Origin of the sequence: Mucilaginibacter sp. (genome assembly GCF_039207105.1) — a bacterium.
In the GTDB taxonomy this organism is placed as follows: domain Bacteria; phylum Bacteroidota; class Bacteroidia; order Sphingobacteriales; family Sphingobacteriaceae; genus Mucilaginibacter.
Map to the genome: position 1 here is coordinate 24830 of NZ_JBCECK010000015.1, position 13902 is coordinate 38731.

Below are 13902 nucleotides of genomic sequence, written 5' to 3' on the forward strand. Positions count from 1 at the left end.
TTTTTGCGATAATTAGCAGAGAAAATTTAATAAATGTCAGAAGACAAATCAATAAAATTAATTAAGGCAGTAAAAGAACTCAACATTGGTATGGGTACCATTGTCGATTTTTTGGCTACAAAAGGCTATAAAGTTGAAAAGCAACCTATGGCTAAGCTGGATGGCGACATGTATACCGCATTGTTGAAGGAGTTTGCTGTGGACAAAAGTATTAAGGAGGAAGCCAAGCAGATCAGTATCGGTAAGATCAGAAAAGAAGAACCTGCTCCGTTTCCGGAAAAACCGGTTGATAACCGCCGCTCAAGAGATTTTGAGAACGAAGAGATATTGATCAAAAATGCTGGTCAATATGCTTCGCCACAGGCAGAAAAACCAAAACCGGTTGAGCCTTCAGCGCCAGAAAAGACTGAAGAGCGTAATGACGTTTTGCCAGGTGTTAAGGTAGTTGGTAAAATTGACCTTAATAATTTAAATGCAAAACCGCAGGCGCCTGCTGAAAAAACAGCAGAAGTTAAACCTGTTGAAGTTGTTAAGCAGCCAGAAGTAGTGGTGCCGGAGCCAAAACCAGAGCCTAAGGCAGAAACACCCAAAGAGGTAATTGCGCAAGCACCTAAAGTGGAAGAGACGCCTAAAGTGGAAACACCAAAGGTTGAAGAACCCAAACCGGTTGTTGCTGAAGCACCTAAAGCCGAAGAGCCAAAAGCACCGACCCCTGCACCAGCTCCTGTTGTTGCACCTGCACCTGCCTCAGAGCCGGTTGCAGAAGAGCAAAATACCCAGGAGCCTGATGTGATCAGGGCTAAGGCCGAAAGATTGACCGGCCCTAACGTGATTGGTAAGATACAGTTACCGGTTAACGCTCCTAAGCGTAACCCGATAGCATCTTCATCAAACGCCAATAATGCTGATCATAAACGTAAAAGAAAGCGTAAAGATAATCAGGGAAATCCTCAGCAAGGTGGTGGACAAGGCGGTGGCAACAATCATCAGCACCATCCACAACAGCAGGGAGGTGGTCATAACCAGCCACCGGCCAGTGGAACCATTAATCCTAATCGTCCTGATTTCAGGAACCGTGGTAACAATCCAAACGCAGGTGGCCCTAACCAGGGTGGCGGCAATCGTCCTGATTTCAGGAACAGGAATGCCCCTCAAAACAATGTTCCGAAAGAGGAGCCATCAGAAAAAGATATACAAGACCAGATCAAGGCAACACTGGCCCGTTTAAGCGGTGCCGGTAAGTCAGGTAAATTTGCGCAAAGGGCCAAATTCCGTCGTCAAAAACGTGATGATGTAGCCTCTTCGGCAGAAGAACTGGCACTGGAGCAGGAATTACAGTCAAAAGTATTGAAAGTTACAGAGTTTGTAACTGCAAACGAATTGGCGCTAATGATGGATGTATCTGTAACACAGATCATATCTACCTGTATGAGCCTGGGGATGTTCGTATCTATTAACCAAAGGCTTGATGCCGAAACACTGAGCATTGTTGCCGATGAGTTTGGTTACCAGATTGAGTTTGTAAAACCGCAGGATGAAGAAGCTAACCTTGACCAGATTGATGATCCGGCCGATCTGATACCTCGTGCGCCAATCGTAACCATTATGGGTCACGTTGACCACGGTAAAACATCATTGCTTGACTTTATACGTAAAACAAACGTAATAGGCGGCGAGGCCGGCGGTATTACCCAGCACATTGGTGCATATGAGGTAACTTTGCCGGGCGATAAAGGTAAAATCACCTTCCTGGATACACCTGGTCACGAAGCGTTTACCGCTATGCGTGCAAGGGGTGCGCAGGTTACAGATATTGTAATTATAGTAATTGCTGCTGACGATAGTGTGATGCCGCAAACCCGCGAGGCCATAAACCACGCGCAGGCTGCCGGAGCACCTATTATTTTCGCCTTCAACAAAATTGATAAGCCAGGAGCTAATGCTGATAAGGTGCGTGAGCAACTTTCGGCCATGAATATTCTGGTTGAAGAGTGGGGCGGTAAATATCAAACCCAGGAAATATCAGCTAAAACAGGTTTAAATGTTGACTTGCTTTTAGAAAAAGTATTACTGGAAGCTGAATTGCTTGAGTTAAAGGCTAACCCTAAAAAACGTGCAGTAGGTACTGTTATTGAAGCAGCCTTAGATAAAGGCCGTGGTATAGTAACTACCATATTGGTACAGGCAGGCAGGTTAAAAGTAGGCGACCCGATACTGGCAGGCTGTTACAGCGGTCGTGTTAAGGCGTTAACTAATGAGCGCGGTCAAAGAGTTGAATCTGCAGGGCCTTCAACACCGGTACAAGTGTTAGGTATGCAGGGCGCACCTACAGCGGGTGATAAATTTAACGCCTTGGAGAGCGAACCGGAAGCACGCGAAATTGCTAACAAACGTTTACAATTACAACGTGAGCAAGGTTTACGCACCCAGAAACACATCACGCTTGATGAAATTGGCCGTCGTTTGGCAGTTGGTAACTTTAAGGAACTTAACATTATTGTTAAAGGTGACGTGGATGGATCTATCGAAGCATTATCCGATTCCTTACTTAAATTATCAACAGAGCAGATACAGGTTAACATCATATCTAAAGCGGTTGGTCAGATATCTGAATCTGACGTATTGCTGGCATCGGCTTCTGATGCGATCATTATAGGTTTCCAGGTTCGTCCGTCAGGAAGTGCCCGTAAATTGGCCGAAGCTGAGCAAATAGATATCAGGTTATACTCTATCATTTACGATGCGATCAATGAGATCAAAGCCGCGATGGAAGGTATGCTTGCACCAACCTTTGAAGAGAAAATTGTTGCCAACGTTGAGATACGTGAAACCTTTAAGATCAGTAAAGTTGGTACCATTGCAGGTTGTATGGTGCTTGATGGTAAAATTAACCGTAACAGCAAAATACGTGTAATACGCGATGGTGTAGTAATATACACTGGTGAACTGGCATCATTGAAACGCTTCAAAGATGATGTTAAAGAAGTATCTACAGGTTATGAGTGCGGATTAAACATTCAAAACTTTAATAACATTGAAGTAGGTGACATTGTTGAAGCTTATGAAAATGTAGAAGTAAAACGTAAATTGTAACAGTTTTGCTAATGGCATAGAAAATAAAAAAGGCCCTTGTCAAGGGCCTTTTTTATTTTACATTTTGTGATGATGGTGTACCATATGATGATGACGATGGTGTACACGATGATGACGGTGACGTGTTTGAGCATTTGCTGCAGTGCAGGCAAATGTTGCAACTAAGGCAACAGCTATTATTTTTAGAGCTTTCATAAAATAGTTATTATAAATTAAATTATAATGGATAGACTGATGGTAGCTGTCTGGGTTTAGTGTGCACTGATATTTTTATTAATAAGCAGGCGATAAATCCTTTCTATCGGGAAGGTCTTCAATACCAGGTTATTGCTCAAATTCAAGAGCTATATCAATATTTAGTGTTTATGTGACCCTGACAATTGTAACATCATTAATACATTTGGATGAATTTACAGCTATTATTTTTTTAATTATTTGATTTTCAGTTAAAGAGATGTAAATTCCATTTCATAAATCATTTAATGATAAAAATCATAAACCTATATCTTATTGTAATATTCTTCATACTCCTGAGCAAACCTGTTCTGGGGCAAATATCACTTCATGACACAGCTGCACAGCAAATCGTGTTGAATCATATCAAAGAAGTATATAATACCGCTATCGGGCAGCAATCCCGTTTGTATAATGGTCCTGAATACGATGTTTATAGCCCGATAATAAAAGGAAATGCTAACTTTTTGGATAAGGTTGAATTTGTACCAGGCACAGTTACATATGATGGTATATTTTATAAAGATGTGCCCATGATGTATGATCTTAACAAGAATGTTCTTGTAGCGCTTTTGTACAATAAGTTTTCAAGATATGTGCTGCTTAATGAACGGGTACAAAGTTTTGATCTGCTAAATCATCACTTCATTCATATTATAGCCGACTCTGCAAACAATAACACGGTAATCCGTGATGATTTTTACGACTTGGTTTATAATAAGGAACTTGTAGTGCTTGTAAAACGGTCGAAATCTATTCAGAATACTTCAGGAACTAATACGCTCGAAACCTACTTTACGCCCACCTCCCTTAGCTTTTATTTAAAAAAAGATAACAATTATTATAGCGTAGGCGGGCAAAATGCCCTATTGACTGTTTTAAAAGATAAGAAGAAAGAATTATTGCAGTATATAAAAGCCAATAAGATCAAATTTAAAAAAACACCAGAAGAGGCTATGATTGCCATAGTTAGCCGATACGATGAGTTATCAAAATAACAGTTTGCGCTATATAATAAGGTAGTGGGCTGTATTAGCTACCTCAATACATTTTTACGGATTAAACAGCGGGAAAATAAAATTGCTAATGAAAAAACTTTACTTTTTGAGTTTGTGTTTCTTGATGCTGTGTAAGCTGAACTATGCCCAGCAAAATGCGGGGACGTTAATAAGCGTAAACTTTCAACAGGCTGGCATTAGCCAGGTAGTTGCTGAACTGGAAGCTAAAACAGATTATCATTTTTATTACAATCCTTTACAGTTTGATAGCCTTAAGGTTACCATTCAGCTAAGCAATAAACCTCTTGAAGCTGTTTTGGAAATGGCCTTTAAGAACACAAATTTTCGTTATGCTATAACATCCGGACATCAGGTATTCCTTACCCGCGGTCGCGAAATTCAAACCAGGTTGGCTGCTGATTTTTTTGGAAATAAACCTGGAGTTAATCAATCATCGCCTAACATAGTTACGAATGTTGCTACTGCTAATTTTACAGATGAAAAGGAGGTAAAAGTCCCTGAAGCTACTACTGAGAATAAACTTTACGAAATAGGGATAAAAACAAATACGGTTGAGCCGGGTAAAGCTACACTGTCTGGTTATGTACGTGAAGGTAAATCGGGCGAATCGGTGGTTGGAGCCAGTATTTATGTTACCAACACCAAAACGGGTGTAGCTACAGATCAATTTGGCTATTTTACTATTACGTTGCCCAAAGGTAGGCAGATCTTAAGTATTCGTGGTATTGGCATGCGCGATACCCGCCGGCAAATTATATTGTACTCTGATGGTAAGTTAAATATTGATATGCAGGAGCAGGTAACGAGTTTGAAGGAGGTAAAAATATCGGCCGAAAAGGTTGCCAACGTGCGTAATGTACAATTAGGAGTAAATCACCTTGATATTAAAAGCATTAAACAGGTACCCACTGTATTTGGCGAGGCCGATGTATTGCGTGTGGTACTTACGTTGCCCGGGGTACAAACAGTGGGTGAAGCATCGACCGGATTTAACGTGCGTGGCGGCTCGGCCGATCAAAATTTGATATTGCTGAATGACGCTACCATTTATAACCCGTCGCATTTTTTCGGATTTTTCTCGGCATTTAACCCTGATATTGTAAAAGATATTGAGCTATACAAAAGCAGTATACCTGAAAAATTTGGTGGGCGCTTATCATCGGTGCTTGATATAACCGATAGGGAGGGAAACAAAAAGAAATTCACCGGATCGGCCGGTATAGGCTTATTGACCAGCAGGCTCAATGTAGAAGGGCCCATTATTAAGGATAAGACCTCTTTTATATTTGGCGGACGTGTTACTTACTCTGATTGGTTACTCAATCTGCTTCCCGAGGCGTACAAGCATAGTCAGGCATCGTTTTATGATTTTAATCTGGATATAAGCCATCAAATTGATGATAAAAATAATATTTACATAACAAGTTACCTGAGTAAGGATAAGTTTAAATTAAACAGTGATACCGCCTACAGTTACAGCAATAAAAACATCAATATTAAATGGAAGCATAACTTTAACGACAAGCTATTCAGTGTAATTACAACCGGTATTGATCATTATCAATATGATATTGCAAGTTTTGATAATGCTGTAAATGCCTACAGGCTTAATTTTGATATCAACCAAACAAACCTAAAGGCCGATTTTACCTATTATCTTAACCGTAAAAACACGATCAATTTTGGTGCAAGTTCTATTTACTACAAATTGCATCCAGGCAACCTGCAGCCGAATAATACACAATCGTTGGTAATGCCTGATGTAATACCTGCACAACAAGCACTGGAAAGTGCCGCTTATGTAGGTGATAAATATGACATTACCGACGACCTGTCGTTAAGCGCAGGTATCAGGTATTCGTTATACAACTACCTGGGGCCGCAAACGGTTTATAATTATGCACCGGGCCTGCCCAAAACCAGTGCTAACCTTATTGATAGCACAAGCTATACAAAAAATAAGGTGATCAAAACCTATTCCGGGCCCGAGTTCAGACTATCTGCACGCTATAACCTGGGCGATAATACATCCCTAAAAGCAGGCTACAATACATTAAGGCAGTATATCCACTTGCTTTCCAATACCACGGCCATTGCACCAACCGATGTTTGGCAGCTTAGCGATCCTAACATTAAACCACAATATGGCGATCAGGTATCATTAGGTATATACCGTAACCTGAAATCAAACACCATCGAAACTTCGGTTGAAGTGTATTATAAAAGATTAAGGGATTACCTTGATTACCGGAGTGGTGCTAACCTCATTCTCAATCACCACATTGAAAATGATGTACTAAGCACCGATGGCAAAGCATACGGAATTGAGTTCCTGATTAAAAAAGCTACAGGTAAAGCCAATGGGTGGATAAGCTATACTTATTCACGTACATTTTTGAAACAGGACGACATAAACGCCGGCGAATTAATTAATGGAGGGGCTTATTATCCAGCCAACTTTGATAAACCACATGATTTTAATTTTATAGGTAATTACAGGTTTTCGCACAGGTTTAGCATATCATTAAATGTTACTTATAGTACCGGCCGGCCTATAACTTTGCCAATTGCCAAATATTATTACGGTGGTTCGGAACGTATTTATTATTCAGACAGAAATGAGTATCGAATACCAGATTATTTCAGGTCTGATTTTTCAATGAATATTGAAGGTAACCATAAGGTACATCAGTTAACACATAACTCATTTACTATAGGCATTTATAACCTTACTGGCAGGCAAAATGCGTATTCAACGTATTTTACGCAGCAAGGTGGGGTAATTAACGGGTTTAAGCTATCCATATTTGCTAAACCAATACCATTTATTAACTATAACATCAGGTTTTAATAACTGTATGATATGATATATACAGGCAATTTAATTTTAAGATGGTGAAAATTAAAAATATATACTGTTTATTGGTGATAGGGGCTATTGTATGGGGCTGTAAAAAGCCATACAACCCGCCTGTGGTAAGTAGTGATAATCATTATTTAGTAGTTGAAGGGGTGATTAACAGCGGGAATGATTCAACCGTGATCAACCTGAGCAGAACAGTGAAATTGACCGAAAATGTAAGCACGCAGGCTGTAAGCAATTTTAGTGTAGTTGTTGAAGATGCACAAGGGAATGGCTATACGCTAAAGCCAGAAGGCAATGGTAAATATGATATTGGTCCTATGCATCTTGATATTTCAAAAAAATATCGTCTTCATCTAAAAGATCCTACAGGCAAAGAGTATGCTTCAGATTATGTAGAGGTGAGGCAAAATCCACCTATAGATAGTATTGGTTTTTTTCCGAAAAATAATAATCTTCAATTGTATGTAAGTACACATAACGCTACCAATAATACACGTTACTACCGCTGGGATTACGCAGAAACATGGAGATTTCATACCCGGTATCAATCAGGTTATATAGTTGATACCGTAACTAAGGAAGTGCGAGGGCGGCGCATAAATGAACTTGTATATTTCTGCTTTGCCGGTGATAAGTCAAGCAATATTATATTGGGTTCATCAGAAAAACTTGTGCAGGATGTAATAGCTCAGGGGCCAATAACAACAATTCCAAATACTTCCGAAAAGCTGGAATTGAGGTATACTATATTATTAAAACAATATGCGCTAACCAAAGAAGGCTACCAGTTTTGGGAAAATATGCGGAAAAACACTGAACAATTGGGTAGTATATTTGATGCCCAGCCTTCGCAGTTACAAGGAAATATTCATAATATAAATGATCCGGCCGAACCTGTTATCGGTTATGTAAGTATTACTGATATACAGTCAAAAAGAATATTTATTGATAATTCACAATTGCCGACGGACTGGATTGCAAAATACCCTTATGATTGCGGCCCACTTGATACCGCATATTATAGTGCTCCTAAAAGTGGTCATAATGATGTAGAAGATCTTATTATCAAAGGGAATGGTATTCCGGTAGTCCCATTTGGAAATTTTAGAGTAGAAGGTTACCTCTATACTTCAGCAGGATGTACAGATTGTACCATAAGAGGCCGGGTGATGCAACCTTTGTTTTGGAAAGAGAAATAGTTAAATGGTATTGCTGCTACGAATAAATTAAACAACTGTATTTTGACTATGGAGAAAATTAAAGGATGTATTAAAAATGTATTTACACCAGTTTTAATATTGTTGCTACTGCAAACTATATGTGCGGCACAGGGAATAAGCCAAATTAAAAACAGTTTTGTCCAGAACCAGCAGTTAACACTACAGGAAAAGATATTTGTAAATACAGATAAAAGCGCTTATTTAACCGGAGAAATTATCTGGTTTAAAATTTATTGTGTTGACGCCAGTTTTCACAAATCGCTTAACCTGAGCAAAGTGGTTTATGTAGATGTACTTGACAATAACCAGGGTGCAATAATGCAAGCCAAAATAGCTATGAGTAATGGCATAGGTTCGGGCTCCCTGTATATTCCGGTAACGGCAGTTAGCGGGAATTACAAACTAAGGGCCTATACCAACTGGATGAAAAACTTTAGCCCCGATTATTATTTTGAAAAGCAGCTAACCATTATAAATACTTTTAAGCCTTTAGAGCAAGCTGCCAAAGAGCAAACTGCAACTTATGATATTCAATTGTTCCCGGAAGGTGGAAACTTAGTAGGAGGTATTGCAAGTAAAGTAGCATTCAAGGTGACTGCGCCTGATGGCCGGGGACTTACAACTTATAATGGTGCTATTGTTGACCAGCATAACGATACTGTAGTCCGGTTTCAGCCATTAAAATTTGGTATTGGGAGCTTTGTGTTCGTACCAGAGGCAAATGGTGTTTATAAAGCTGTTATTAAAGTTGGGAAGAGGACTGCTGTTAAGAAAGACCTCCCAGCTATTAGTAATCAGGGTTATGTAATGCAGCTGAAGGATGACGGAGGCCCTCGGCTCGAAATTACAGTGAGGAGTGCAGGTATCAATTCAGACGAAGTATACCTATTGGCCCATACCAGACAAACAGTTAAAGTTGTTGCTAATGTCAATTTAAATGCCGGTGTGGCCGGCTTTACTATTGATAAAGACAAGCTGGGCGAAGGGGTATCGCACATTACTATTTTTAATAGTGCCAGGCAGCCGGTATGCGAACGGCTTTATTTTAAAAGGCCCAAGCAGCAGGTACTCATTGAAGCCGCAACAGATCAGTCTCAGTATGCCCCACGCAAGAGGGTGGGGCTGAATATCGGGGTAAAAAATGTTTCTGGCACTTATCTGCCGGCTAATTTATCATTAGCTGTTTATCGTATCGATTCTTTGCAACATGCTGACAGGGATGATATTGTTAATTATCTCTGGCTGAAGTCTGATTTGCGAGGCTATGTTGAATCGCCTGATTATTATTTTAAAAATATTAATGCTGAAACTGATGCAGCCATCGATAATCTGATGCTTTCGCAAGGATGGCGAAGATTTCAATGGAATAGTATATTAAGTAACGCAAAGCCAGCATTTAATTTTCTTCCAGAGTATGACGATCACCTGATATCAGCTAAAGTGGTAAATGGGGTCACTGGAGCGCCAGCTGACAATTTGGTGGTCTATTTGAGTGTTCCGGGTAAAAGAGTACAGCTGTACGCCTCTAAAAGTGATTCTCTGGGAAGATTGGTATTTAATACCAAACAACTGTTTGGTGCAGGTGAAATTATAGTTCAAACAAATTCAGAGCGCGATACTAATTTTCGTATAGATGTTTTAAGCCCGTTTTCGGAACAGTACTCAAAAAATACCAATGCTAAATTTAATTTAACACCAGGTATGCAGAGTGCAATAGAAGTGCATAGCTTAGGTATGCAGGTACAAAATATATATGCAAGTAATAAAATAAAGCAATTTTATAATCCCGGAGTTGATAGTGCTGGCTTTTACGGAAAGCCTTATAAAACCTATCTTTTAGATAATTACACCCGCTTTACAACTATGGAAGAAGTGCTGCGGGAATATATCAGGGAGGTAAACGTGGTACGGTCACAAAAAAGATATCATATAAAAGTGATGAACGATAATGGGTTTTTAAATGGCGATCCGTTGGTAATGCTGGATGATGTGCCGGTATTTAATATGGACAAAGTGATAGCTATTGATCCGTTGAAAGTAAGAAAGCTTGAAGTGATAAGAGACAGGTATTTTTATGGCCCTTCTGTACAAGAAGGCATATTGAGTTATACCACCTATAAAGGCGACCTCGGTGGTGTTGAAGTAGATCCGCACGCCGTAATACTTGATTATGAGGGCTTGCAGTTGCAAAGAGAGTTTTATTCGCCGATTTATGATACAGAGGATGCAGTTAAAAGTCGGATACCCGATTTTAGGAATTTGCTGTACTGGCAACCTAATGTTAATATAACCGCAGCGGGAAAAGTTCAGTTGTCTTTTTATACCTCAGATGAAAAGGGAAAATATATAGGTTTGATTCAGGGAATAACCAGTAATGGGGAAATTGGGAGCCAATATTTCGACTTTGAAGTGAAATAAATATTTTTTTCAAAAAAAATGAGCAGGGATTTTAACGATAGATGGTGTTTATTGATAGTTGATATTGAGTTATTTATGATGTTTTTTAGATATGCGACGTCGCCTTTTAAAGATCAAAAAGGACTTGGAAAGAGAATTTAAAACAGATTTTTTTGAAAAATCATTTGCGTAATACAAAAAGCTGCGTATATTTGCACACCGAAAAAAACGGAGTGGTAGTTCAGCTGGTTAGAATACATGCCTGTCACGCATGGGGTCGCGGGTTCGAGTCCCGTCCATTCCGCAGAAAACAATGTAAAAATTGACTAAAAGCCTGTAAATCATCGATTTACAGGCTTTTTTGTTTAGCCGAAATACACCAAATTATGCATGTTTTAGCATAAAAAAGGTGAGCAATTCGGTGAGCATATTAAAGCTGGAAAAATGCTCACCAAAAACACCATAAGTAACTGATTTATAAGATGTTCAGCGAGTGAACATCTTGATTGCAAATGATGGAATAATCAATTTTGTTTCACTATTTAATTCATTTGTAATGAGAACTAACATCAATCTGCTTTTTTATTTAAAGAAGCGCTCTACCCACAAAAATGGCCCCGTAGCTATTTATCTGCGGTTTACTGTTGACGGCCAAAGAGCAGAAGCTTCAACAGGCAAAACTTGCGAACCTTCTCGCTGGAATGCACAAGCTGGCCGTGCTATCGGCACCAAAGAAGAAATTCGCACCCTAAACGCTTATCTCGACACCTTACAAGCCAAAGCCCAGGAGTTTCATCGATGGATGACGGCTAATGATGAAATGGTTACTGCTGAAAGCCTCAAAAATCGCTTTATTGGTAAAACAGAAAAGGTACGCACTTTGGTTAGTGTTTTTGAAGATCATAATCAAAAGATGCGCAGCTTGGTTGGGCAGGAATTTGAAAAGAGCACCCTGCAGCGTTATGAGACAGCCTTAATGCATACCAAAGATTTTATGCAATGGCAGCACAATGTATCTGATATACCAATCAATAAAATCAATTTTGAATTCCTAAATGACTTTGAATACTATTTGCGGAGCGTGCGCCGGTGTGCTAATAACTCTGCGATTAAGTATATTAAAAACTTAGGCAAGATTGTCCGTATCTGTTTGGGAAACGGCTGGCTTACTGTTGACCCCTATCTGAATTATAAACCCAAAACAAAAAAGGTTCATCGAGTAGTATTGACAAAAGAGGAATTGAGAGCGATTGCGGATAAGCAACTTCCTGTAGATAGACTAAGATTAGTTAGGGATATTTTTCTGTTTAGTTGTTATACTGGTCTAGCTTACGTCGATGTTAAAAAGCTTAAACGTTCTGAAATGGTTAAGGGGATCGACGGTGATCTCTGGATCTATACCAACCGCCAAAAAACGGATACTTTATCCCGCATTCCTATTTTGCCAGCGGCATTGAAGGTTATTGAAAGATACGAAGACAATCCGCAATGCATTGTCGATGATCTATTGCTGCCGGTAATGAGTAACCAAAAGATGAATGCCTATTTAAAGGAAATTGCGGATCTGTGCGGCATTTCTAAATTACTAACCTTCCATATAGCCAGGCATACATTTGCGACAACAATAACGCTTAATAATGGCGTTCCTATAGAGAGTGTGGCGAAGATGATGGGTCACACCAGCATTAAGACCACGCAGATTTATGCTAAGGTAATGGATCATAAGATCAGCTCCGATATGGCAACTCTTAAAATGAAATTATCATCAATTAACTAATTACTTACAGTCAATTGACAAATATTCACAAATATTAGGCAGTTTATATAGTTTTTGGTTAAATTTGGGTATGGTAAAAGAAATCAATAAAAGGGTGGTATTGGTGCAATGGAAACGTTTTGCAGGAGTTGATATTGATGTTTTTTCAAGTCTGAAAGGTTTTTGCGATAGCTACCCTGATTTTAATTATCATACCCTTAATAATTATCTTTCTAAAAAAAAGGTTCCATTTGAAAACGACGAGGTTAAAATAGAACGGCAGCCACTGATACAAAAAATCAGCAGACCCAATTTATCGCCCGTGTTATTCTGGGACTTTGAGTTTGATAAAATTGATTGGAGACGGTCTAGGCTGACTATTATTGAGCGAGTGCTTAACAAGGGCGACCAATCAGACTGGGAAGAAATAATACGATTTTATGGCCGGGATAATTTGATCCACGCTTTAAAGGAAGAAATCAACTATTTAACCGACATGACTGTAGAAGCTGTTTGTGAATATTTTCAGTTGAGCAAAAATGAGCTCAAATGTTACACGAAGAAACAGTTAAACCAGGGACACTGGATCTAATCCACAAGCTGATGCGTGATCAGCAATTCAAATCTTTTTACCTTGTTGGCGGAACCGCCTTGGCACTAAAATTAGGCCATAGAGAATCCATTGACGTAGATCTTTTTAATACCGGGGATTTTGATGCCGTAAAATTAGCGGCGCATCTGGAAAAACAATATCATGCATTGATCAGAAGGCAAAAAAGCAACTACGTAAGTGGGAATATTTTTGATGTGGATTTTGACCTGATTAGTCATAAATATCCAGCAGTTAAACAAATCGAAACCATTCAAGGAATTCGAATGATGTCTTTAGAAGATATCGCCGCAATGAAAATAAATGCAATAGTTCATAGCGGGCAACGGATAAAAGACTTTATTGATATTCATTATCTACTTCAACAATTTGAGTATAATGACATACTGGAGTTTTATTGTAGCAAATATCCTAATGTGGATCGAACTCAAGCTCGTAATTCACTTCTTTACCACAATGATATTGATTTTAACGTTCCGGTAATTCTTAAAGATAAAAGCTTAAAATGGCAGCACGTAAGTACGAGTATTAACAATGCCATAGCAAAACATGATAGGGAGCAGCAAAATCGAGGATTTTATAAGGATAATAATGGCAACTCTGAAGATATAGGCCCGAATAGAGGTGGATTTAGAAGATAGTATATTTTGTCATTTTTAAATTGATGCGGAGAATCCCGACTATATTCTCCGCAAATTTGCGGAGAA

Annotated in this window: 8 protein-coding genes and 1 tRNA gene; all 9 read left to right on the top strand. The window is 39.1% G+C overall.

Going from position 1 to position 13902, the window contains the following annotated elements:
* Positions 1-33 precede the first annotated feature (33 nt).
* Positions 34-3093: a translation initiation factor IF-2 gene (gene infB, locus AAGC65_RS05175; protein WP_343111351.1), complete on the top strand. Its 3060-nt coding sequence runs from the start codon at positions 34-36 to the stop codon at positions 3091-3093.
* Between the two features lie 482 nt (positions 3094-3575).
* Entirely contained in the window at positions 3576-4325 is a 750-nt protein-coding gene (locus AAGC65_RS05180; protein WP_343111352.1) for a hypothetical protein, read from the top strand.
* A gap of 88 nt (positions 4326-4413) precedes the next feature.
* Entirely contained in the window at positions 4414-7197 is a 2784-nt protein-coding gene (locus AAGC65_RS05185) for a TonB-dependent receptor (protein ID WP_343111353.1), read from the top strand.
* A 41-nt stretch (positions 7198-7238) separates the two neighbouring features.
* Positions 7239-8411, top strand: a complete 1173-nt coding sequence (locus tag AAGC65_RS05190) for a DUF4249 domain-containing protein (RefSeq protein ID WP_343111354.1) — start codon at positions 7239-7241, stop codon at positions 8409-8411.
* A gap of 48 nt (positions 8412-8459) precedes the next feature.
* Positions 8460-10850 carry a hypothetical protein gene (locus AAGC65_RS05195; protein WP_343111355.1) on the top strand — a complete coding sequence of 797 codons (2391 nt, stop codon included), beginning with the start codon at positions 8460-8462 and terminating at the stop codon, positions 10848-10850.
* 209 nt (positions 10851-11059) lie between these two features.
* Positions 11060-11133: transfer RNA gene (locus tag AAGC65_RS05200), tRNA-Asp, on the top strand.
* A 252-nt stretch (positions 11134-11385) separates the two neighbouring features.
* Positions 11386-12606, top strand: coding sequence for a site-specific integrase (locus tag AAGC65_RS05205; RefSeq protein ID WP_343111356.1), 1221 nt, complete (start codon positions 11386-11388; stop codon positions 12604-12606).
* A gap of 70 nt (positions 12607-12676) precedes the next feature.
* The gene (locus AAGC65_RS05210) at positions 12677-13177 is read left to right on the top strand and encodes a DUF6922 domain-containing protein (protein WP_343111357.1); all 501 of its coding nucleotides are present in this window, start codon (positions 12677-12679) and stop codon (positions 13175-13177) included.
* Positions 13135-13836 (top strand): nucleotidyl transferase AbiEii/AbiGii toxin family protein, encoded by a 702-nt coding sequence (locus AAGC65_RS05215; protein WP_343111358.1) that lies wholly within the window; start codon positions 13135-13137, stop codon positions 13834-13836. Before AAGC65_RS05210 ends, AAGC65_RS05215 begins: the two co-directional genes overlap by 43 nt.
* Positions 13837-13902 lie beyond the last annotated feature (66 nt).

Coding starts and splice junctions, on each gene's coding strand:
- AAGC65_RS05180 (WP_343111352.1), top strand. CDS start 3,576: ATGATAAAAATCATAAACCTATATCTTATTGTAATATTCTTCATACTC.
- AAGC65_RS05190 (WP_343111354.1), top strand. CDS start 7,239: ATGGTGAAAATTAAAAATATATACTGTTTATTGGTGATAGGGGCTATT.
- AAGC65_RS05210 (WP_343111357.1), top strand. CDS start 12,677: ATGGTAAAAGAAATCAATAAAAGGGTGGTATTGGTGCAATGGAAACGT.
- infB (WP_343111351.1), top strand. CDS start 34: ATGTCAGAAGACAAATCAATAAAATTAATTAAGGCAGTAAAAGAACTC.
- AAGC65_RS05185 (WP_343111353.1), top strand. CDS start 4,414: ATGAAAAAACTTTACTTTTTGAGTTTGTGTTTCTTGATGCTGTGTAAG.
- AAGC65_RS05215 (WP_343111358.1), top strand. CDS start 13,135: ATGTTACACGAAGAAACAGTTAAACCAGGGACACTGGATCTAATCCAC.
- AAGC65_RS05195 (WP_343111355.1), top strand. CDS start 8,460: ATGGAGAAAATTAAAGGATGTATTAAAAATGTATTTACACCAGTTTTA.
- AAGC65_RS05205 (WP_343111356.1), top strand. CDS start 11,386: ATGAGAACTAACATCAATCTGCTTTTTTATTTAAAGAAGCGCTCTACC.